This window comes from Paenibacillus sp. FSL R10-2796, from assembly GCF_037965315.1.
Taxonomy (GTDB): Bacteria; Bacillota; Bacilli; order Paenibacillales; family Paenibacillaceae; genus Paenibacillus_AQ; species Paenibacillus_AQ odorifer.
On the sequence record NZ_CP150178.1, the window covers coordinates 5,510,174 to 5,532,014 of the forward strand.

Sequence of the window (21,841 nt, forward strand, 5' to 3'; positions counted from 1 at the left end):
CGATAACCGGAAACTCCGGTTAATGCCATGATAAGGTCAGCCTTTGACAGCACCGACGGTAAGACCTTTGACAAAATACTTTTGCAAAAACGGATACAGCAGGACGATCGGACCGATCGTCAGGACCGTTGTAGCCATTCGTACTCCGTAGGTCGGAGCCTGGGTGGCAATCGCTGCGGAAGCCGGAATCAGATTCTTCGCCGCTTCCATGTTGGAGACCATCCGGCGCAGAATCAATTGCAGCGGGAACAGCTTCTCGTTGTCAACAAACATCAGGCCCATAAACCAATCGTTCCAATAGTACAGTGCGTAGAACAATCCTACAGAAGCCAGGATCGGTTTGGAGATCGGCAGAATTATCTGAAAGAACACTCTCATCTCATTGGCTCCGTCAATCCGGGCCGCTTCCTCCAGCTCCTCCGGCACGGTCCGGAAAAAGCTGACCAGCAGAAATACCAGGAAAGGCTGGCAGAGCAGCGGAAGAATAAGCGCCCAGATGGTATTCTGCAGATGCAGCCACTGGCTGACCACAATATAGAAAGGAATAATCCCTCCTGAAAAAAGCATCGGCAGGTAGCAAAAGAGCAAAAACGGCGTTTGCAACACATTTCGTTTATTAGCCAGTGAATAGGCCAGCATGGCTGATATGCAAAGTGCGGTCAGTGTGCCCAGGGTCGTAACGATTAGTGTAACACCATAACCCTGGTACAGGGCATCGGAATGCAGCAGCGCCTGGTAAGCGGCAACTGAGAATTTTTTGGGAAAAAGCGAATAACCGTTAACAATCAGTTCACCCTCATCGGTGAAGGATCCGATTACCATCAGTAGAAAGGGAAAAATACAGAACAGGGTGAAGATTACAAGAATAATATAGGCAGCAGCAGTAAATAAGCGGTCAGACAACGACTGTTTCATCATTTCCTCCTAGAACAAAGCAGATTCTTTGGACATTTTGCGAGTAACCGCATTGGCGATTATTACAAAAATCAACCCCATAACGGATTGGAACAAGCCTACCGCAGAGGACATTCCGAAATCATGGAGCTGCCTCATCGAGCGGAATACGAAGGTATCAATAACATCGGTGGTAGGGTACAGCAGAGAATTGTCCCCGATAATAGCATAAATCATGGCAAAATCCCCATTGAATATTTTGCCAACTGCGAGTAGGGTCATAATGGAAATCGTTGGTACCAGCAGAGGCAGTGTGATTTTCATCATGATCTGCATCTTCGAGGCGCCGTCAATGCGGGCAGCTTCATACAAATCCTCGGAAATTCCAGTAATAGCTGCCAAAAAGATAATGGAAAGGTAGCCTGCTCCCTGCCATACCCGGATAACCGTCAGAATCCATGGCCACAGCACCGACTCAAACATCCAGTTGACCGGCTCAAAGCCCAGATTCTGAAGCCAAGCATTCACCGGAGGCGATTCACCACCCAGGAATGACTGGACAAGCATGCCAATCACAATCCATGACATGAAATAAGGAAGAAAGATTAATGATTGTGATATTCTTTTAAAATACTTATTGCGAATCTCATTGAACATCAGGGCGATCAGAACAGCCGCAAGCGTTGTAAATAGAATAAAGAGCACATTCAGCAGTACCGTGTTGCGCAGGATCACCCAAAAATCATCGGATGTGAAAAAATAATTGAAGTTCCGCAGCCCCACCCAGTCACTGCCAGTGATTCCCTTGGAAAAGTCATAATCCTTAAAAGCGATCATGATTCCGTAAATCGGAAAATAGCTGAATACAAGAAAGAACAATAACCCCGGCACCGCCATCCAGTATAAAAAAGGATTTCGCGCTATCTGCCGCAGCTTGTAGCCCATCCCCCGACCTCGCACATGTTGCATTCCTAAAAGACCTCCTAGTTTCGTTGTAATGAGTCATGTCTACTTCTTCTTGTCTGAGCTAACATTAACAAGACCTTATAAACCCCGCAATTGCGAGATTTAACAGGAATTACTATATACATGAATCTCTCCCGTTTCCCGAAAGCATCAAAACTTCAAGAAGCATCAATGTCTGAAATAAAACAATTGATGGCATGCGGAGAACAAGCCTGCACAAAATCGAAATTCCAGAAAAAACCTTAATATATCAACAGGATGTTAAGGATTTATCGTTTTTTTCTGACCGGAGAGCCGTTACTTTAGAGGTATAGAAAAAGGGGGGTGGTAACAGGAGACCATTATTGTAAAATTTGCGCCTTCAAGGAGGAGAATTGATGAGAGCACGAAAAATTCCAAAGATTATGGTGGGTTGGCTATGCGCTCTTTGTGGCGTTTACGGAGCCGCGATACGGAACGTTATGCCAATGCCGCAAGTGCACGCAGCGGCAGCCACGACATTGAATGTGGATGCAGCTACAGTGGGCTCGCCTGTGAGTATCATGTTTCCAAGTACTACAGATATCATTTACTCTCTATATAGAGTGAACTTAAGAATCTAATTTGCTGCATGGACGAAATCCATGCTCTGCAAGGGGTTCGTCCATCGGCTGGCTATCATTCTTAAGTTCAGCTTATATAGTTGTCTTATTGCAATGGATTTTTCTTCAGTGATACGGTATGCAACCGGTCTTGCCTCCAGTTTTGAATGAAGCAGATTCGCGTGTGAAAAAGCCCATAAATATTAAAGACCTTAATACAATAATCATTTGATTTTTTCCGCTTTCTTTGGCGGTTTGCCAGCTTCTCTGTTGACTGCCCGTTTGGTTGTCATTGGCAGATCAACTTTTTTCGGTACTCTTTCCCCTATATCTATAGGGGCATCTTAGTGAGCAGCGGCAGCGGATTAATTATATAGTATATTGAGCAATATTGGCGGTGCTGGCTCCTCTCCCTGCATATGCTTCAAGAAGCCATTTCCCAGTCCTCTGTAGGCAACGTAATTATCGTTTACGATTCTAAAGAACGGATTACACATATAAATAAGAATGCGGAAACGATTCTTGGGTATAAGGGAAACGCCGCTGATTTTTCATGTTCCTGATGAAGTGATCGCTTACTCCGAAGAGTTGTCTATTCTTAAAGGCACGCTATTCATATTGTACGTCATCCCGTCTGCACTCCTGCTCGAGTCTGCTCACCTAAATGAATTGTTATGATCTAAAAGAGTTTCTATCAGTTCTCCTATTTTTTAGCTGAACATATCAGTTATTTTCCATCTCCAGTTTGTCACCCCCTATTCAGCCCACCTTCTGAAGGCCCATCTTCTAACATCGTAGGCGTGCACAGGTCGGCGTCCATTTCGAAATTCGCCTATCGCTTTCATAATTCAGTCGTAGCTTTTTCAAAACGGAGCTACAGCTCTCATTTTTAAGCAAGATGATACCATTTGTGTCTGTTTTACCCTATAGTTTAATAAACAACTCAGCAGCAATGGAGGAATCAACACTCGAATCCTGAAATGTATTCTACGTTAAAAACTTTTCAAAAGCTTACGATCTCCTTTCTACTGCTCGTTCTAATCACTGTTAACCTACTGTAGAGTGCTCTTTTCTCGCTGTTCACTGACAACGACTTAGATGAAATCAACCGCCGCTCCAAAACGACCCTGTCTCAAATCAGCTAAACTTCCAACATGAACTACAGTCAGGTCATGACTATCTGCAATTTTTGATTACCGATCCGAAGATTGTTTATTTCCTGAAGGGCAAGGAGGAGGACAAAACCAAAAAATATATTCCTTTCAGCAAATGGCGCAAATCAAAATGTCTATCCGTTCATCTACAGCATCATTTAATTCTCTATCTCGCTGACTTAATTGGTGTTGCCGGCCTTATATTTAACCATTATTTAAAAAAGGAGTTATAACTTTTATGAATCTACCTATTTTTTTGCAACCTGTTTTTCAAGAACGTATTTGGGGTGGAACGAAACTTAAAGAATTGTTCAATTATCCCATTCCAAATGACTCGACTGGCGAATGCTGGGCGATATCGGCACATCCTAATGGTCAGAGCATTGTAAAAGGAGGCGTATTTCAAGGTATGTCACTAGGGGAGCTATGGAACTCGAAACCTGAACTGTTCGATTCAAGTTCACTAGTGTTTCCCTTACTCATTAAAATTTTGGACGCCTCAGACAATTTGTCTATTCAGGTGCATCCAGATGATAGTTATGCCGATAAGAATGAGAATGGAGAGCTTGGTAAAACGGAATGTTGGTACATTGTTGATGCTGAACCTGGTGCCACTATTATATACGGGCATGAAGCATCATCTAAGCAGGAACTAGAATATATGATTCTAAATGAGGAATGGGAGAAACTACTCAGAAGGATTCCAGTAAAGAAAGGAGATTTTTTCTATGTTCCCAGTGGCACATTACATGCTTTGGGGAAAGGAATTGTTGTATTGGAGACCCAACAAAGTTCTGACACAACTTATCGAGTGTATGATTATGGTCGCCGAGATAATAATGGGAATTTGCGTGAACTTCATTTAGAGAAAGCCGTCGATGTTATAACCACATCACAGATACATACCCAGTCTTCATATGTAACCCACAAATATGACGGACTCAATACAACCATATTTGTTTCGAATTCGTTCTTTACAGTAGAAAAATGGGAAATCTTTAAAAAAACAAAATTACCTGCTCATCCGAAATATTCTCTCGTTAGTGTGATTGAGGGCAGTGGCTTTCTTAGGATCTTAGACGACGAGTATAGACTAAATAAAGGTGATCATCTTATTCTTCCTGTTGATTGCGGGCCTTATGAAATTGATGGAATGCTTCAGCTTATCATTTCATGTGAATAATTTGTACCATATGCTATTGTGCTAATTAAATAATAAAAATACAAAAATTTTTTTACATTTTTTTATATGAAAACCTAAGGTTGCCTTTTATTTTCATCACTCCCATTTATTTTATGAGAGGAGATGGATTTATGCATAATATTATTAAAGATCAAAAAGCAACTAAAAATGCTTTTAGTAGTTATGCACAGTCGTGTTTACGTCATGCGAGTCGAGATTATTTTAAAAAAGCTCTTCGCTATAATTCTCATACCACTCTGTTGGACGAAAATGAATTGCATGACATTAGCCCCAGCCTTAATATTTATTTATCGTCCTCTATACGAGTCGAAAATCGTGCTACATTTTTACAAATCATCGATGAATTGAAATTTAATGCTGTAGAAAAGAAGGTATTGGTATTAAAGTACTGTAAGGACCAAACTGACAAAGAAATTGCCAATAATCTTGGTATATCAAGACAAGCTGTCAGTAAAATGAAAGCAAATTTATTACGAAAATTAAAAGAGCATCTTTGTTTATATTGTTAAACTAATAATTCTATTAACCTTACATTAAATTAAAAAGGGATGGAATCATTATGCAAGAAATAGGTACACTTATTGAATTGGCTCAGAGTGGCAATCGTGATGCCGAAGCTAGACTGATTTTTCTTTATCAACCACTTATAAATAAATTTGCAAAACAAAATGGGCATATAGATGAGGATTGCAGACAACACCTTACATTAGAATTCATATTAGCAGTACGTCGCTTTAATCTTAAACGTTATTATCGTTAGATTTTGAAGATTGTGTATTTTTTCAAGAGGCTTTCATTAATAAATATTTTTATAAATAAATCTATGTAATCATTTTTTAACCCCCTGTCTTTATGGCAAGGGGTATCTTTATATTAGTAAAATCATTCTATCCAGATATGTAAAGGAGCAAAAAACAGTTCAAAATTTTAGAATTTCAATTGCTTATTACTTGTCTCATTCCCATTTAAATTATAGGCACTAAGCTTTACTAAACCACTTCTAAGTCCCTTACTCGTTCTTTGATATCTACATATCTTCTGTTCAAGTACTTTCCCATTGCTCCTGTCACAGCAGAAGCGACAAAGAGGAAGCGCCAAGACGGATCACATGTGTCCTGAGCGACTATCTTTCCGACTTGAATCGTCCTATGGTAGGATGAATCGCAAAGATCGGCATTGGGGATTATGATACTTCTGCCTGGCCAGCGTCACTGCATTGGGGGCAGCCTGCTCGGATGAGGGGGAGCTTTTAAAAAAAGCTATGATGTCGAGTAACCGTCGGCAGCTTGAACAGATCTCTATGAATTTGATAAGAATATATTGATTCATTAATAACATCTCCAACCTCCATTTATCTGCAAAAATTATCTTTGATAAGGAAGTGCTTTAGATGCCAAATGATATAGGAAAGCTAGAATTTCAATCTTTACTTCTGTTTATGTATTGTGATTTTCCCGATGTAGTTAATATAGATCAATTGTGTATCATGCTAGGCAACATAAGCACAAAAACTGCTTACAAATTATTGCAAGCAGATCGTATACAGTACTTTAAGATTGGTAGGATATACAAAATCCCCAAAATCTATATTATCAATTACTTAACCTCAGTTGGGAACAGTACTTCATCCTGTAACTTTCACACTTTACCGCATTGAACCACCGTTCTCATACGTGTTATAATTAATACGTCAATGGTAGGGTTAATGCGGGCTGCTATGAAGGAGGAAAATTCATGGTAGCAGGCCACCTACAAGAAAAGAAAGGTCTTTTTTATATTGTCCTGAATTGCAAGAATGAAGAAGGTAAGAGAAAACCAAAGTGGATTCCAACTGGCCTTATGGTAAAAGGAAACAAAAAAAGAGCAGAAGCATTGCTATTAGAGACAAGGAGGGAATTCACTCTTCTTTTAAATGCTGCTAAGGAAGAATCGATAGTTGAAGAAATTATCGAAGAAAAACCAGCTGAAGAGCCAGTTGATCAGGGACCACTATTTTCTGACTTCATGCTTCAGTGGCTTACAATGATGAAACACCAGGTAGAATTTATCACTTACGCTTCATATCACAACGTCATTAATAATCATATTGTACCTTACTTTGAAGAAAAAGGGCTGTTCCTCAAAGAGCTATTACCATGTCACATTCAAGATTACTATCAGTACGAGCTTGAAGAAAATGGAGTGACGACCAATACGGTTCTCCACTATCACGCTAATATTCGCAAAGCGCTAAAGCATGCGCTTAAAAATGATTTAATTAACACCAATCCAGCAGATAAGATTGAAAGACCTAAGAAGAATGATTTTGTAGGCAGTTTCTACAATAAGCAGGAAACTAATATTCTGTTCGAAAAAGTTAAGGGTGAACTGATAGAACTGGCAGTCATTCTTGCGGCTTTTTATGGATTGCGGCGAAGTGAAGTAGTTGGGTTGAAATGGACAGCTATAAATTTTGAAAATAAAACGATTAGTATTAGGCACACTGTAACTCCGGTTTATTTTGAAGGTCAGGAACACATCATTGAAAAGGACCGGGCTAAAAATAAACCAAGTCGCCGCACCTTACCACTTGTGCCAGCCTTTGAGGAATTACTGCTGCGTATTCGTGAGCTTCAAGCTCTCAATAAAGCCATGTGTGGTAAATCCTACTGCACTGATTACAAGGAGTATATCTATCTGGATAAGTTGGGACAACGAATTAAACCCGGCTATATCACACAAAACTTTACTAGAAATCTTAAAAAAAATGGTTTGCGTCATATCCGTTATCACGACCTGCGTCATAGTTGTGCAAGCCTCTTACTCGCCAATGGAGTCAGTATGAAAGAAATTCAGGAATGGCTGGGACACAGCAACTATTCTACAACGGCCAACATTTATTCTCATCTTGAGTACAGTTCCAAAATATCTTCGGCATCAACAATGAGTGGTGTTTTAGTCTTTTAATAAAAAAGATCGCACCACCCTCAATAATTCATGAGAGTCATGCGATCTTCTCCTCGTTCTCTCCTCCGGAAAAGGGAGAGAACTGCAGGAGAGAACTCGTTAAAAAGTTCTCTCCCAAGCTGTTTCTAAAACCAAGGTTTTTCGGAAAAAACCCTTATAAATCAAGGATGCCGAGGACGGGGGTCGAACCCGTACGGTACTCACGTACCGCAGGATTTTAAGTCCTGTGCGTCTGCCTGTTCCGCCACCCCGGCATATTATGTGTTGAAGCTTCATACGTTGTTCACATATAACGCGACAAGAAATATAATATCATGAATATCGATAACGCGCAATCCTTTTTCGAAAAAATTTTATTCACAATAAAAATAACCCGTTCAGCCAGAACCGATACGGGTTATTATAAACGCGGATTATCTACGCTCGTCACTTCTGCTTCTCATTCCGGCAAGTCCCAAAAGTCCAAGCAGACCGAGCCAGCCCCAGTTAGATCCTTTGTTAGTTGCAGCATTCGTTGTTGTACTAGTTGCACGGTATTTGCCGGTCTGTGTGGTGTTGGTTGCCGGGTTGACAGTGCTGTTGGTTCTGTAGTTGTTCCGGGTGTCATTGTAGTTATTGGTGTTGTAGTTGTTAGGTCTGTAATTATCATCGATGCGGATCTTGTCTTTCATAATGCTCTCATGCTGATTCATTGTTCCCGTGGTGCCGTTCATTAAATTGCCTTCCGTGTTCATCATCCGAGTGTGTTCCGCAGTCCCATCCATCCCGGTATTCGCGGCGGGGATACCGCCCAATGCTGCTGATCCCACGGCATTTGATGCATAGCTAGCTCCCATTAGACTCATTGATAATACAGTACCGCATGCAAGGCTTGTTATCAGCTTGTTCACAGTGTTATGCCTCCCTTTAAGGTTAGTTATCACTGATAATTTCCCCTTGGACGGCACTGTCTATGCATGGTGGTTTTACTCTTTTACTACATTAACTGTCTTAGTCACAGCATCATAAGTAACCTTTGCTCCAAGCGCCTCAGCCAGCGCACGTATGGGTACATAGGTTGTTCCGGTATCGAGAACGCCATCGGTAAGCTTGCGGCCGTTTAGGTTAATGGTCACTGTAACGTCTTTGTTCACCTGATCATCCCCTCCGGTAATCTTTTTTAAAGCCTCTTTGGCTTGGTCCGTCGTTGGACGTTTACCTGCCCGAAGTTGATCTATAGTTAAACCGAAAGTCATTTGCAGATGTGAATAATCTTTAAAAGAGGTCCAGTCCCCGCCCCATTCTAAACCAAGCCGCTTAGCCTCCTGTACAACCTCTTGCCAATCTGCTGTCTTATCCTTATCACCATCACGATTGATATCCCAAGAAAGGCTAGTGCCATTCGGCAGCAAAAGCGCAAAATCAAACGCAAGACCATAATTATGATAGCTGGTACCGCCTTTAGCGTTGGTAACTATCGGTCCTGGTTTGCTTCTACCCTGCGCATACAAAGCATTTTGCTCAGCAATGGTCCGTAGACCCTGAGTAATAACGATAGGGACTCCTCTCGCATGGCTTTGCTGAATCAAAACATTCGCACCTGCCGCCAAGACAGGATGAAGCCCGACCAGACGCGCCGCGGATTTTTCCCTCAATTGCTCCAAAGTCAGCATAGAATCACCCCTTTGGTATATTCAATGATGCCGCTGCCCTATTTGCCTGTACCCCTGTCCCCTTTAGGATGATTTCCACAAAAAAGGACAAAATATTTAACGAAAGGTGGGAGACATATGGATATTCATAGCGATAGCTATAAAGTTGCAGCCCTTAGTGAACAGGAAGAAGCACTGGAAATTATTCGGAATGCTGAAGCTTCCATTGCACATCTGACCGGTAATCCTACCGTTACCTTAATCGCTTATGAGAAAAGCGAAGGCAACGGTTCTCAGCATTAAACGATGTAGACCTCGACAATATCATCCACATCGATCCACTTCCATTCCTCCGCCCACTGCAGCTTAAACTCACGCGAGTGGGTGTGAATGGAAGTCACAAAACCACTTAACATCGTATTTTCAAAAGGGTCAAAAAGAACAACTGTCACTCGTACATGACTCCGCAACGACAAAGCCAGTGTACATTCAATCTCCTCCAGCTTCTGCTCATCCAGAATAGGCTTGATGCGGCGCAGCGTTTCCCGTTCATCTCTTATAATTCGTATCTTATGCTCCGGCAGCATCATGCGGCTGCTTTCCCACAGCCCGTTTTTCTCCAGCTTTTTGCCCATGGTAACCCCTCCTTAATTATATATCTATTCCTCTGAACACGAACGTATGTTTGTATTATATCCGCATCTTCGCATATTAATCAATAATCAGGAAAAAGATACCTTTTTAAGGGTCACTCTTTATTCAAAAGATGTATATTAATGTATATCTATTCAAGATAAAATTCGCAGCAAAAAGACGCTGACAGATAAACTGCGCAGCGCCTGATTTGATTTATTCTTGAACAACGTCCCCAGACTCTGAGGTAGCCTGACCTTCGGAATCTATAAGTCCTGTTGCTTCTCTTGCCTCGTTAAGCTTGGAAATACCGAATAACATCGCTACATCAGCGTTCTGATTCAATTCATTAAATTGCTCAGCCGTAACGTTTGCGGAATCAGCACCTTGAGAGGCCTCTTCTTTTAAAGAATAAGCACTTTCAAAGGCAACTTTAGACTCTTCGAGCAACTTACGAATGTCTTCCGGCAAGCTGGAGGAAATTTTTACTTTCTCGGCTTGATTCGATAAATCAGTTGCGGTACTCTGGAATTGCTTAATTTTCTTCTCCAACTGCTTGTCCGTGAGTTCTCCTGCTGAATAACCAGCAATGGCTTCGTTGAAATCCGCTAAAGAAGTTTTTCCTGACTCTTCAAGTTTAGACATTTCATTGTAGAAGTTTTGCACGGTCTCCTGCACTTCTTCCTCCGTGGCAGGTGCCGATGAAGTTGAATTATTGCTGCAGGCGCTAAGGATGACAGTCATCATCAGCATTCCTATTAGTAAAGCTTTTTTCATTATTTATCCCTCCACTTAACAGGATAATGTCGGTTTGTGTAAAGCGCAAATGAAATATATGTAAAATGACTGTTATGTTATAATTATTTTAATTGTGATCAGGAAAGGAGAGTATTTATGCCTTATTGCACCACCTGTGGAGCGGAATACAAGCAGGGCGCTAAATTTTGTGGAGAATGTGGAACCAGCCTTGACGGTACCGCTCCAGTAACCGCTCATCGACCCGCAGTAGATAATCATGTCATTCAAGAAGTCGTGCTCTGGAAAGGCAAACCTGCCGGCATCTCGGATCGACTCAAAGGAATCGTAGGACTTAACACAACTTCATATACCATTACAAGTCAGCGTATTATGGTAAAGACCGGACTTATCGGTAAAAATGTTGAAGAAATCGAATTGCTGCGCGTACGCGATTTATCCGTAAAACAGTCTATAATGGACCGGATGCTTGGCATTGGATCATTAACTGTATTTTCTGATGATGCCTCAGCGCCTCAGCTTCTTTTTCGAAAAATCCATGATGCCCAAACCGTCAAAGATGTTCTGCGCAAAGCCATTCGTGACGAGAAGATCGCCAACAACATTAGCTACCGCGAGCAAATTTAAGACGTTCATACGTAAAAAGGCCCCGGAAAACCGGGGCTTTTTGCTTGCGCTTGCACACTTGAAGTACTCTTTTTTAAGGAAGATAAAATGCCCCCGCTGGGATAACCCCCTTGATCTGGCTCGGACTCTCCCACTGCAAAACAACCCTGGCGTCGCCCGCATTCTCATAATACTCCACCTTTATTTCATACGGCTTACCTGCAATCAGGTTTATGCTCCCTTTTCGTTCCTGGCCGCTCTGATTCACCCAACTATCAATGACTAGCCCGCCATCAATCCATACCCGTATCCCATCATCAGAGTAGGAATAAATGGTATACACCTCGCTAAAAGCAGCCGTCAGCTTCCCACTCCACCGCACAGAGAACGCATCTACACGAATGGCAGGATCAGGCGAACCTTGTCTCCATGAAAAGTTAATATTGGCATCCGTACGCAACAGTGCAGGCGTGCCGCTAAGCGTCATGTTATTGTAATATTGGCCACAGAGTCCACTCTCCAGCACACTATCCCCGATAGCAGCGAAAGCGGCGGCCTCAGCAGCATACTCCTCTCGTGTGAATACCATTTTATCGTTCATAAAAGCTTTTATCACAGCATCGGTATTCTTCTCATAGAGGAGTTTCCCCCAGGTCAGCTGATAAGACCATTTGGGCTGTGTTTTGGACAACAGTTCAGCAGACGGAAGCTCTCCATTCTCACCAATCGCAATCAGCTTGCCACGACCCAGATCCCATAAATTATCATAATGACTAATCTTGAAATCCGCGTCATAAATGTCGAGCGCCAGCACATCTACCTTATCACTGCCCGGATAGTATTCTGCCGGCTCATCACACCACTGATTTTTTGCATTTGGACTCCAAACCCACAATAAATTATGCAGCTTATGATAATTGGTAAAACGATCGAACATAAGGCTCCACAATGCAGCGTAATTGCTCTTTTGCCCCCACCAAAACCATCCACCATTCATTTCATGATACGGCCGCCAAAGTACAGGAACCCCTGCGTCATTAAGCTTTTTCAGCGACAGGGCTATCTTATCCAGATCAGCTAACAGAGCATTATACTGGGTGGTACCTGGGGTTATATATTTATCAAAATCAGCATTGCTTAGGCTCGTATTTACATTCCCCCAAGTTGGCGCTGTCCCCGGTAATGCAGCGTGATAACACATCGTTACGATCCCGCCGGCCCTAGACCAGCGTATCGCACTGCTGACGACCCAATTCCGTTGATTGTCAATTAGAGCCTGTGACTGATTATTGATTGCGCCCAGCTCGTAGCCATGCAGCGCAGCATATTGCCCACTCGTATTTTTAAGCTTCTCCATGAGCTCGTCTGCACTTTCCAAATAATCATGTTGGCCGCTTATCACACCCTTTCCCTGCAAGTAATAGAGGGTATTCAGCAATAGCTGAGCCGAGGACGACAGCCCCGAATCCGCCGGAGCCATTTGTAATCTGCGAAAAGCCATCTGCCACTGCACATCGCCCACGAACCTTGATGCTGAATCAACCATCTGACGAATAATCCGCTGCTCCATCTATTCTCACCATCCTTTTAAATCTTTTTAAGTTATAGTATGGGGACAATAATGACATGAACTCAGCGAATGGACATGAAGTTGTAAAATAAGTTGGGACGATATAAGGAACTGCTGAATAAATTCACGGCTCAACAAAAAAAGGAGCTCCGCGGCTCCTCATTACTTTTTTTCTTATCTCGTGTACCTTAAAGGCAATAGCTCAGTGATTTCATATTTAGCTAATCGGTCATCCTCCGATACAATTATCTTGCAGTCTATTCCGTAATCCGCAATTAACTCTCGGCACATGCCGCAGGGAGAGACTACTTTAATCTCTTTTTCCTCGCTGTCTGGATCAGAATGCCTTACCGCAACAATCGTATCAAATTCCTTATAACCTTCGGATATCGCTTTGCCAATCACCATCGCCTCTGCACAGACTGTAATCCTCCCCATGCTGGCTTCCACATGTACCGCTGTAAAAATCTCTCCTGTTTTAGTACGAAGCGCTGCACCCACATGGTGCCGTCCCCATTCATAACGCCTAGTAATTATATCTTCGGCAGCCGTAATAAGCGTCTGATCCTCAATGGTAATTATGTACTCCATATCCAGTTCCGTCCTCCTTTATTTTACCTAATTATATTAAATCGCACTGAATTATGATATAAGATATACTATTTTAAGTGCCAAAAAAGGAGGAGCAGAATTGAAAGTAAAAAAATGGATCTCCAGTCTCATCATTGTTGCATTACTTGCTTTGGCTAGTTACTGGTTTGAACAAAACGGAGAGCCTACAGACCCCTCGTCTCCATCCGATTCGAGTGTTGTTCAGCTAACCTTCCCATCAGACCGCTATCCTGAGACCGCCAAACATATTCAGGATGCCATTGCGAAAGGTGAATCCGCCACATGTACGATTAACCGAGAGCAGGCTGAAGAGAACCGTAAAGAGTCCTTAAAAGGGATCCCCACTAAAAAGGGGTATGACCGGGATGAATGGCCAATGGCTATGTGTAAGGAAGGCGGCATTGGTGCCGACATTGAATACATAACGCCAAGCGATAACCGCGGGGCAGGAAGCTGGGTTGGCAATCAGCTGGAGGATTATGCAGACGGAACGCGGGTAGAATTTATGTTTAAATAACGGTCTGTCTGACCAGCCCCAGGCAACAGAATAGCCCCACCTGGCATTCGCCAGATGGGGCTACACTGCACATCAGCTAACTTAGAATAAGCAAGCTTTAGTGATGATAACCAGCAAGATGAAAAGTACCAGAATTGCTCCTGTTGAAGTCCAAGGACTACACACCGGACCTACTGATGCTGGACTTACTACCGGACCTACGTTACAACCACAACCATGTTCCATTCCCATTTTCAATTCCTCCTAATGATTAATGACTACAGCACAAGATATGTAAAAAGGAGATAAGCCGTTTGGGCGAATTGGCAAACAAATGCCAATCACCTAATGAATTGAAGGTGGACAGTCGATAAACAGGATATACACAAAGGAGGTGCAATATGGATATAGCTGCATTATCAATGGCAATGAGCCAAGCATCCTTAGCTCAAAATGTTGGGATACAGGTCATGAATATTGCCAAGAATCAGGCTGAAACCCAGAGCCAAACCATGGTGGAAATGCTGGGCAAAAGCGTTGCTCCTAATTTGGGAAAAACACTTGATATTAGTGTGTAATTGCTTTATGCTAAGGATACATGAGAACGAATGTTCCTGTGTATCCTTAGCATTTTTTTACTCTACATAGCCCTTCGGGCTTTTCTTTTGCGCATTTATGCGAACATACGATCCCATTAGTGATTTATTAGTGATTTTAAACGAGGTGAATAAGTTGGAGAACATGAAATCATATTATCAAATGACTGTGCTTGAGAAATGGACGGAGGATTTATACAAGCGATTAAATCTTCATCAGCCCTCACAAATTTCAATATCGTATATTGCAGAGCGGCTTAATATCTGGGTTCATTATTTGGATGTGAGAAGCAAGAGCATTGAAGCGTCTGCAGGGATGTACAGCCTGTTTATCGACAACCGCCTTCCAGCCAATCTTCAACGGCTAGAGTTTCTTCATGAACTGTGTCACCTCCTTCGCCATGGCAGTGATAATCAGACCTTGATGCCAGAGCATTTCACGCGGGCACAGGAGGATGAATCCGAGCGTTTTATCTTGTATGCGGCGATGCCTTACTCCATGATCTCCCGCATGACATTGCCTGAGCAACGGGAGGATGCCATCTCCTATCTCGCAGCAGAATTTCAAGTTCCTGCCGAGCTGGCCTTACAGCGGATTGATCAGATCCAAAGACGTGTGTTCCAAGGGCAATTATTGGCCGTGATGGGAAGAAACGAAGAACGACTGACACATATTCGCAACGGATCACGGAGATAATAAGCTTAGTTGCAATAGTGCTCTGCATATTCATTTATGGTGGAATTTCTCGTGAGGGGGAACGACATGGAAGCCATTAAAGTAATTGAATTATTACTGACTCATCCGGATTATAATGTAGATGCAGTACACCCCGAAATCCCGGATTTCGTGGGCATTGAGACGATTGAGGTGGATCACGAAACGGGGACCTTCTCCATTTTATTGCAAGAACCCAAAGAGGACTAAAAGAGAATCATTATTCTTCATAAGTTAAAAGGCAGCAAATATAGTATGTCCCGGCAATTCTTCGTTCGCTTATGCCTGGATTACTATTGTTATTTGCTGCCTTTTTGTATAATCTGTTATGCAAATACAAAATGTATCACCAATAAGAACTAGAATAATGAATATACCGACAAAACCCCATATTAAAAACCATAAGATTTCCACCCCGGCAGCCTTGGACTTACCTGGTCCTCCAGCATCTTAATTTGCTGCTCCAGCTCCAGTATTTTCTCTTCCTCCTGCGTCATATATCTATGAATGACATAACAGTCTCAGCATATTATCTTATACTATATACAAATTATCTATATGGAGGGAATTAATGAAGAAAAAAACAAAACTAATCTTCATCGTTCTAATCCTTTTAATCTATGGGATAACATCCTTAGCCCTTCACTCCTTCCAAAATCATATGAACAGAGAAGTCATTCATTATCTAGTAGAGACGAGAAATTATAAGAAAGAAGATTTTGATAAAGTATACACCCAGATTGCCAAAGCTCCCCTCGTAAGTACCACGGTGATTTTTGCAGACGAACCCTACGCAAGATACTTTTATCGAAAAGAAAATGGAAGGATCTTTCAATACAGCAGGGCTCCTGTTAAAGGTAATGATCCTAGCTATACATATAAACATATCGAGGAGAATCTCCCGTGAAGGAGTTGCCCTATTAAAAAGACGCGTTTGTCCAGCAGTCAGCACTTTGCTGCTTGGGCAAACGCGTTTTTTTGATCTTCCCTGCTCTAAATAGGTAAACATCGTTTGCGTAGACAGGTGATGGTAGAGGGTCCAGGACATGCGCCGATGCACTTGATTAAAGAGAATATGGATAAGCAACTTGTAACTTGTAACGAAGCCCCTTTTTATACATTAGGTCCACTGACTACAGATAACATTGGCGTGGTTCTTAGCAGCTATCGGACACAGTTGATCTTATGCGCGGTATAACACTCCATTTCAAAGTGTAGCGGACCCCATAGCCTTTATTGGCATGAAAAACACCATATAAGACCTCCTTTTTAAGGAATAGCGTCACTGGAGTCCGCGAACCTGCTCAAAAGCCTATAAATATGCAAATAACGACTTCTGAGTCCGTAAGCCTCTGGAGATAATTTATGAATAGGTATTCTTTACGCTCAAACACAAAGGAATTTCCTCAGGAACAAAATGTGACCTAATGCCGTCCTAAATGGTGTTATAGGTAAAGGGGGGCACAGTATCATGCAGCGATCCATGACCCGGCCGGGAAATCATGTGATGAAGAGTTACGAAATCTACGCAGATATGCTGTTCCGGATCGCTTTGGTCCATCTAGGCAACCGGCAAGATGCCGAAGAAGCCACTCAGGATACCTTCATCAAGCTAATAGAAAAAGCGCCGGAGTTCAAAGATGCCGAACATCAGAAGGCATGGCTAATCCGGGTAATCACCAACCATTGTAAAACACTACTGGGCAGAGGCTGGCGCAAGCGCGAGGTTAAGCTGGAGAGCGCTGAGCCAATTGCGGCAGACAGCCCCGAGGATTGGGCTCTGCTGCAGTTAGTTATGGCGATGCCCATGAAGTATAAAACCGTAATCCATCTTTATTATTACGAGGACTATCCCATCCAGGAGATCAGCAAGATTCTGCAGATTAGTCAGTCTGCCGTGAAGATGAGACTTCAGCGGGGACGGCAACTGTTAAAACTGGAGCTGGAAGGAGCGGAACCACAGTGAAGGAAGATCAGTTTCGAACAACATATAAGAAAGCGGTGGATTCGATGAAACCAGGTGAAGAGATGAAAAAAGAATTGTTCAATAAAATAGAGCAGCGGCAGGAGCGGAAGCGTCCGCGCAAAACCGTTTATATCGCGGCAAGTGTCGTGCTCGCCGCAGGAATAGGTCTGGCTGGGTCTAGTATATGGCAGCAGTTGAACAGTCAGAGCTCCCCAGGGCAGGTTACCCAGGTAACTCCGGAAGCAAGTAATGCTGGCAATTCAGGCACAGCTACATCCGGCAGCATTGTCATTCCCAAGCTGAAACTGCCAGATAAGGAGTCTGGCGTGAAGGCAGATATGATCGCCTTGGTCGTGTATAAAAATAATATTTATACACAGTCAGCGACTCGCATTGACGCTGCCGATGCTGCTGCTCTACGCGGTGATAAGTTGGGACGCACTACAGGCGGCATCAACGAATGGAGCGGTAACGACGAATATATTGAGTTAGCCTCGAACATCGGCGAAACGGATCTCTATTCCGTGAAGGGCTATGACCCCAGCTTTCTGATTATGTCCTATTCGGTAATCAACGGCGAGGTATTCGCCGAACTGTATGAGCACACCAACGGCATCACCATAAACAGCGGCGCCGACCTGTTCGGCAAGCTGAATCTTGAAGGCCGAGTTACTTCAGCTCAATGGGAAAGCTTCAACAGTTGGAACAACGGCCTCCAGCAGCAGGCGCCACTCGCCAATGGCGAGGCGCTTGATAGCTTCCTGACAGCCCTCCAAGCGGCTAAACCACTGGCAGCAGAGCCGCTGATCGAGCAAGGCATCTACGACAGCGAAGACCGTAAGATCATCTATTTACAGCTGGAAGACAACGCCCGAGTAGAGCTGACGCTGTTCGGTCAAGGACTTGTACGCTACGGTCAAGCACCGGTATTCTTCGAGGTCGAATCCGGGGCATTCCAGCAGCTGTGGAACAGCATGAAACTTTAGGAATGCTGGTGGAAACCCAGGGATAGCGGTTGGGACTGCGATCGGGACTGTAATCAGAACTGCGATCGGGACTGTAATCAGAACTGCGATCGGGACTGCGATCGGGACTGCGATCGGGACTGCGATCGGGACTGCGATCGGAACTGCGATCGGGACTGCGATCGGGACTGCGATCGGGACTGCGATCGGGACTGTGATCGGGACTGTGATCGGGACTGCGATCGGGACTGTGATCGAGACTGCGGTTGGACTGCGATCGGGACTGCGATCGGAAGCAATTAAGGACAACGTTTCGGTCACCCTGCTCTCCATTGGACAATTTAGCTGGCTGCTAACAAAAACGGCGCTGCTTCAAAACCATTTCATGGTTTGGAGCAGTGCCGTTTTGTGCTTTACTGAATGGTTTATGAACTCGCATACTAGATATGCTGGTTGTAGAGGTGAGACTACTGATTGTTCCTTTAAAAGCTGCTTCTCATTGTAATTTCTGCAACTAAATCTGTGAGGAGCACGGCACTAACGAGCTAACGAATTAACGAACTAACCTCCTCCACCTCGAGCTATCGGACCCAGATGTCGCTATTTGCTGATTTTCAGCCTTAAGAGCATGGTTTCGGACTCCATGGACGCTAATGCCTAGAAAGAGGCTCACATGCGGTACTTTTTATGCCCATAGCGACTATGGAGTCCGTTAGAATTGCAAATGTGGAAAAAACCGCTTTAAGGGTCAGCTGTGTCCGACAGGAGAAGCATCGTTCACGTAATTGTTATCGAATCAAATTTCAAAAGAACACAGGGTCTCTCTCCACTTCCGATTGCTACAAAAAAGGAACGCCCAACATGGACGCTCCTTTTTTTCTTATTCGTCTACAAAATTCTAGCTAGTTACGCATTTACACTTTCCGTTTTACGATCCTGTCTTGCGTGTAATGTTTTCATTGCAAATCTTGCGATCGGCTGCGCAACCAACAGTTCAATCCAAAATGCTATTCCAAAGTTTCTCGGCCAGATGTGAAGGAAGTTTTTAAGTGGATCCAGGCTTATTTGTTTCGTCCCAACCCATGTGCCGATAATTGATAGTAAAATAGATAACACTGTGACATTCAATAAAGTATTCAACAGAATCCTTGCATTAAATCCATCGGTTTGTCCCATGAATTTCGGCATCACTTTTCCAACAATCGGTCCTGCAACTAATCTTACGGATAAAACTACGATCATCCACATAAACGGAATAACCTTTAGTGTATCTATATACACTTCCTTACTGAAGCCGCGTTCCAAACCCACAATAATAGGGGCAATAGTGTTAACTGAAATGATTGAAATAATGAGTAAAAATAGTATACCTTCTTTTCCGTTTCTGGGCAGTCTTGTGTCTCCATGCATGTTTGTCATCTCCGTGAATAATATTTCAGATGGCAGACGTATCATGAGACATATATTTTTGGCCCAATAAAAAAGACCAATATCTCTACACACTGATATTATAATTATAACATTTATTTAAAATGAATGTCAGACCTTCTATTTAAAATTCTTAAAATTCTCCTCCTGATAGCGAATAGTTACCTGCATGCGCCTTACAAGATCAGCAGTGGCAGAGAAGTCGTAAAAATCGTCAATTGCTGTTCAACTTATAATCAAGTTATCTTCAGATTTCTGAAAATTTATTTGTATTTCCCCACCTAATTAGACCTCTCAGTATTCATTTCCGCGATTTTTCTGATTCCCTTGTCCAAACACAATGAATCTCAATTCATATATATATAGCAAACTAATAAAGAGGTGAAGCTCATGGCAACAACAACAGGCATCATTACGAACACAGGGACTACCCCAGCATCCAACGTGCTCATTAATATCGATAATGACAACCTTAGTTTTTCATCTAACGTAGTCTATCACGTTTACGTATGGAATACCTTGGTTAGTAAAGGTTTAGTCTACTCCAACTCATTAAATGTTAATGCTAACACCAGCCAGTTTCTCAGTTTTAATATCGCAGGCAATTCAGCTTATGAAGTCCAATTTCTCGTAACTGGAAACGCACCGGCAGACACGATTATCACGGTGTTCGGAACGGATTCGTCAGGAAACGTCATTCCCCATCAAAGAGTGCTGCAATCCGAACTTACTTTCATAGCTCAGCTGAACCCATAAGTACCGAAAACTCTCTGACGAAAGGAGCTTAGCATGGCTAATATTCAAATTTCGCCGAGCGCAAGCGTTCAGTTTGAGCCCACCATCGCGGTAAATTGGCTTAATCCTTCAGTTATGGTTGCCGTAGCTGTAGATCTTCGATTAGGCCCTCCTAATATAGGTTTATACAAATCTATTGACGCAGGTGCCACTTGGACAACAACGTTATTGCCGTTACCGACAGGATTTGCAGGCATCGAAGCACCACATATTGATTATATTTTCCCGACCACTTTCGTAGTATTAGCCCACGCCTTCGATTCAGACGGTCTCAGCGGGTCGATCGTTTCCTATACATCTGCCGACAATGCCTCTTCATTCGGACCTCCAGTCATCGTGAATCAAGGGTTTGGGCAGTTTGTAAATGATGATCAGGTGGTCGTTGTCACCGACAAAGCTGGATCAAGTCCCTTTTTTGGAAATGTATATACTGGTTATACGCATGATTACAACACACAATTCATACCGGGAAATACGATATTCTTCAATCGTTCCCTAGATAACGGTAGTACCTATTCCAGTCCCTCCCTGCTGTCTTCGGTCGAAGAATTCGAAGAATTCCCCGGTATAGCAATTACATTAAATGGGATTGTTATCGTGGGATGGATCAATCAGCCTCCCGGTAATACTGATCTTAAAATTCGCACATCCTCAGACGGTGGGGTCATTTTTACTCCTGAAACCATGGTCGCCAGCGTTGTAGTCCCACCAGATCCATTGCCGGGATATACATTTAGATGTCTGACATACCCTTCCCTCGCAGCAGATATTTCTAATGCACCGACGACGCGAGGGAATGTCTATGCTGTATGGCAAGATTTTCGAGAAGGTTATTCCGATATTTTTCTTGCCACTTCCACCAATTTTGGTGTGGATTGGGGGGCACCAATATCCATTACAGGTAGTCCGGTGGGCTCCCAAAACTTTTTCCCAGCCATCACCGTATCCCCTGCGGATGGTGCAATATTCGTTACCTATTACACTAATCGAGTCAACCCCCTCAACCTTGATGTTTATCTAGCAACATCTAGAGATGGCGGTATGACGTATACAAACACCCGGATAACAACAACTTCCTTTGACGTCACCGGCATCCCCCTAATTGGGGACTACATCGGTAATGCCATCGTCCCCCAAACAGGCCGTCTAGTGAGCGTATGGACAGACACGCGGACCGGTACTGAGAACATCTGGTTTGGGGATAATCAATAAGCTATTAATCAACTTCTGATGATAAATTAAAAGGCTGTTAAGTTAGTATATCTACTTGCAATAAAGGATGCCGAGCGAATATGCGGCATCCTCTATTGCTTCTTATCAAAATTCA

The 21,841-nt window shown here is 43.1% G+C and carries 26 protein-coding genes, 1 tRNA gene and 1 pseudogene; 17 read left to right on the forward strand and 11 right to left on the reverse strand.

Annotated features, from left to right (window positions below; all coding sequences use genetic code 11):
- Nucleotides 1-36 precede the first annotated feature (36 nt).
- Nucleotides 37-918 carry a carbohydrate ABC transporter permease gene (locus tag NST58_RS24695; protein ID WP_076305331.1) on the reverse strand — a complete coding sequence of 294 codons (882 nt, stop codon included), beginning with the start codon at nucleotides 916-918 and terminating at the stop codon, nucleotides 37-39.
- Between the two features lie 6 nt (nucleotides 919-924).
- Nucleotides 925-1,863 (reverse strand): ABC transporter permease subunit, encoded by a 939-nt coding sequence (locus tag NST58_RS24700; RefSeq protein ID WP_076305332.1) that lies wholly within the window; start codon nucleotides 1,861-1,863, stop codon nucleotides 925-927.
- Nucleotides 1,864-2,237: 374 nt separating this feature from the next.
- On the opposite strand from NST58_RS24700, the gene NST58_RS24705 reads away from it, so the two are divergent.
- The 5 genes from NST58_RS24705 (at nucleotide 2,238) to NST58_RS24725 (ending at nucleotide 7,745) form a co-directional block, all read left to right on the forward strand.
- Nucleotides 2,238-2,462, forward strand: coding sequence for a hypothetical protein (locus NST58_RS24705; protein WP_076305333.1), 225 nt, complete (start codon nucleotides 2,238-2,240; stop codon nucleotides 2,460-2,462).
- Between the two features lie 1,371 nt (nucleotides 2,463-3,833).
- Nucleotides 3,834-4,778 carry a mannose-6-phosphate isomerase, class I gene (manA, locus tag NST58_RS24710; protein ID WP_076305334.1) on the forward strand — a complete coding sequence of 315 codons (945 nt, stop codon included), beginning with the start codon at nucleotides 3,834-3,836 and terminating at the stop codon, nucleotides 4,776-4,778.
- A gap of 131 nt (nucleotides 4,779-4,909) precedes the next feature.
- Nucleotides 4,910-5,308 (forward strand): sigma-70 family RNA polymerase sigma factor, encoded by a 399-nt coding sequence (locus NST58_RS24715; protein WP_076305335.1) that lies wholly within the window; start codon nucleotides 4,910-4,912, stop codon nucleotides 5,306-5,308.
- 50 nt (nucleotides 5,309-5,358) lie between these two features.
- Nucleotides 5,359-5,559: a helix-turn-helix domain-containing protein gene (locus tag NST58_RS24720; RefSeq protein WP_076305336.1), complete on the forward strand. Its 201-nt coding sequence runs from the start codon at nucleotides 5,359-5,361 to the stop codon at nucleotides 5,557-5,559.
- Nucleotides 5,560-6,533: 974 nt separating this feature from the next.
- Complete coding sequence (locus tag NST58_RS24725) at nucleotides 6,534-7,745, forward strand: site-specific integrase (protein ID WP_339244489.1); 1,212 nt, start codon at nucleotides 6,534-6,536, stop codon at nucleotides 7,743-7,745.
- A 168-nt stretch (nucleotides 7,746-7,913) separates the two neighbouring features.
- Here NST58_RS24725 and NST58_RS24730 read toward each other — a convergent pair.
- From NST58_RS24730 to NST58_RS24740, 3 genes are all read right to left on the reverse strand, one after another.
- Nucleotides 7,914-7,999, reverse strand: a tRNA-Leu gene (locus NST58_RS24730).
- A 159-nt stretch (nucleotides 8,000-8,158) separates the two neighbouring features.
- Entirely contained in the window at nucleotides 8,159-8,635 is a 477-nt protein-coding gene (locus NST58_RS24735) for a WGxxGxxG-CTERM domain-containing protein (RefSeq protein ID WP_052097266.1), read from the reverse strand.
- Between the two features lie 75 nt (nucleotides 8,636-8,710).
- Complete coding sequence (locus tag NST58_RS24740) at nucleotides 8,711-9,397, reverse strand: M15 family metallopeptidase (RefSeq protein WP_076220018.1); 687 nt, start codon at nucleotides 9,395-9,397, stop codon at nucleotides 8,711-8,713.
- Nucleotides 9,398-9,514: 117 nt separating this feature from the next.
- On the opposite strand from NST58_RS24740, the gene NST58_RS24745 reads away from it, so the two are divergent.
- Entirely contained in the window at nucleotides 9,515-9,679 is a 165-nt protein-coding gene (locus NST58_RS24745; RefSeq protein WP_169744799.1) for a hypothetical protein, read from the forward strand.
- Here NST58_RS24745 and NST58_RS24750 read toward each other — a convergent pair.
- The gene (locus tag NST58_RS24750; protein WP_076128863.1) at nucleotides 9,676-10,011 is read right to left on the reverse strand and encodes a YolD-like family protein; all 336 of its coding nucleotides are present in this window, start codon (nucleotides 10,009-10,011) and stop codon (nucleotides 9,676-9,678) included. The two genes, NST58_RS24745 and NST58_RS24750, sit on opposite strands and share 4 nt — an antisense overlap.
- A gap of 214 nt (nucleotides 10,012-10,225) precedes the next feature.
- Complete coding sequence (locus tag NST58_RS24755; protein WP_076192017.1) at nucleotides 10,226-10,786, reverse strand: hypothetical protein; 561 nt, start codon at nucleotides 10,784-10,786, stop codon at nucleotides 10,226-10,228.
- A gap of 117 nt (nucleotides 10,787-10,903) precedes the next feature.
- Here NST58_RS24755 and NST58_RS24760 point away from each other — a divergent pair, with 117 nt between their 5' ends.
- Nucleotides 10,904-11,392 carry a PH domain-containing protein gene (locus NST58_RS24760; protein WP_339244492.1) on the forward strand — a complete coding sequence of 163 codons (489 nt, stop codon included), beginning with the start codon at nucleotides 10,904-10,906 and terminating at the stop codon, nucleotides 11,390-11,392.
- 73 nt (nucleotides 11,393-11,465) lie between these two features.
- Here the strand turns inward: NST58_RS24760 and NST58_RS24765 are convergent, their stop codons facing one another.
- Nucleotides 11,466-12,941, reverse strand: a complete 1,476-nt coding sequence (locus NST58_RS24765; protein WP_076279279.1) for a glycosyl hydrolase — start codon at nucleotides 12,939-12,941, stop codon at nucleotides 11,466-11,468.
- A gap of 174 nt (nucleotides 12,942-13,115) precedes the next feature.
- Nucleotides 13,116-13,532 carry a cytidine deaminase gene (locus NST58_RS24770; protein WP_038572821.1) on the reverse strand — a complete coding sequence of 139 codons (417 nt, stop codon included), beginning with the start codon at nucleotides 13,530-13,532 and terminating at the stop codon, nucleotides 13,116-13,118.
- Between the two features lie 100 nt (nucleotides 13,533-13,632).
- Between NST58_RS24770 and NST58_RS24775 the strand changes: the two genes are divergently transcribed.
- Complete coding sequence (locus tag NST58_RS24775; RefSeq protein ID WP_076302541.1) at nucleotides 13,633-14,070, forward strand: NucA/NucB deoxyribonuclease domain-containing protein; 438 nt, start codon at nucleotides 13,633-13,635, stop codon at nucleotides 14,068-14,070.
- 81 nt (nucleotides 14,071-14,151) lie between these two features.
- Here the strand turns inward: NST58_RS24775 and NST58_RS24780 are convergent, their stop codons facing one another.
- Nucleotides 14,152-14,301: a hypothetical protein gene (locus NST58_RS24780; RefSeq protein ID WP_155288175.1), complete on the reverse strand. Its 150-nt coding sequence runs from the start codon at nucleotides 14,299-14,301 to the stop codon at nucleotides 14,152-14,154.
- A 149-nt stretch (nucleotides 14,302-14,450) separates the two neighbouring features.
- On the opposite strand from NST58_RS24780, the gene NST58_RS24785 reads away from it, so the two are divergent.
- From NST58_RS24785 to NST58_RS24815, 7 genes and pseudogenes are all read left to right on the forward strand, one after another.
- Complete coding sequence (locus tag NST58_RS24785; protein ID WP_076098563.1) at nucleotides 14,451-14,627, forward strand: YjfB family protein; 177 nt, start codon at nucleotides 14,451-14,453, stop codon at nucleotides 14,625-14,627.
- Between the two features lie 163 nt (nucleotides 14,628-14,790).
- On the forward strand, nucleotides 14,791-15,342 hold the full coding sequence (locus NST58_RS24790; protein WP_036683410.1) for an ImmA/IrrE family metallo-endopeptidase: 552 nt from the start codon (nucleotides 14,791-14,793) through the stop codon (nucleotides 15,340-15,342).
- A 66-nt stretch (nucleotides 15,343-15,408) separates the two neighbouring features.
- A complete protein-coding gene (locus tag NST58_RS24795) occupies nucleotides 15,409-15,570 on the forward strand; it encodes a hypothetical protein (protein WP_155288176.1) in 162 nt (53 codons plus the stop codon).
- Between the two features lie 361 nt (nucleotides 15,571-15,931).
- Nucleotides 15,932-16,267, forward strand: a complete 336-nt coding sequence (locus tag NST58_RS24800; RefSeq protein WP_076279280.1) for a DUF3139 domain-containing protein — start codon at nucleotides 15,932-15,934, stop codon at nucleotides 16,265-16,267.
- Nucleotides 16,268-16,363: 96 nt separating this feature from the next.
- Nucleotides 16,364-16,501, forward strand: a pseudogene (locus tag NST58_RS24805) (phosphomethylpyrimidine synthase ThiC); the annotation flags it as partial.
- Between the two features lie 330 nt (nucleotides 16,502-16,831).
- Complete coding sequence (locus NST58_RS24810; RefSeq protein ID WP_076136658.1) at nucleotides 16,832-17,326, forward strand: sigma-70 family RNA polymerase sigma factor; 495 nt, start codon at nucleotides 16,832-16,834, stop codon at nucleotides 17,324-17,326.
- Entirely contained in the window at nucleotides 17,323-18,312 is a 990-nt protein-coding gene (locus NST58_RS24815; RefSeq protein WP_339244495.1) for a hypothetical protein, read from the forward strand. The genes NST58_RS24810 and NST58_RS24815 overlap by 4 nt, the downstream gene beginning before the upstream one ends.
- Before the next feature lie 885 nt (nucleotides 18,313-19,197).
- On the opposite strand, the gene NST58_RS24820 is transcribed toward NST58_RS24815, so the two are convergent.
- Nucleotides 19,198-19,701: a hypothetical protein gene (locus NST58_RS24820; protein WP_076128844.1), complete on the reverse strand. Its 504-nt coding sequence runs from the start codon at nucleotides 19,699-19,701 to the stop codon at nucleotides 19,198-19,200.
- Nucleotides 19,702-20,109: 408 nt separating this feature from the next.
- Between NST58_RS24820 and NST58_RS24825 the strand changes: the two genes are divergently transcribed.
- Both NST58_RS24825 and NST58_RS24830 read left to right on the forward strand, forming a co-directional pair.
- Nucleotides 20,110-20,475, forward strand: coding sequence for a hypothetical protein (locus tag NST58_RS24825; RefSeq protein ID WP_339244497.1), 366 nt, complete (start codon nucleotides 20,110-20,112; stop codon nucleotides 20,473-20,475).
- 33 nt (nucleotides 20,476-20,508) lie between these two features.
- Nucleotides 20,509-21,726: a sialidase family protein gene (locus NST58_RS24830; protein ID WP_076128840.1), complete on the forward strand. Its 1,218-nt coding sequence runs from the start codon at nucleotides 20,509-20,511 to the stop codon at nucleotides 21,724-21,726.
- The last annotated feature ends 115 nt before the right edge of the window (nucleotides 21,727-21,841 follow it).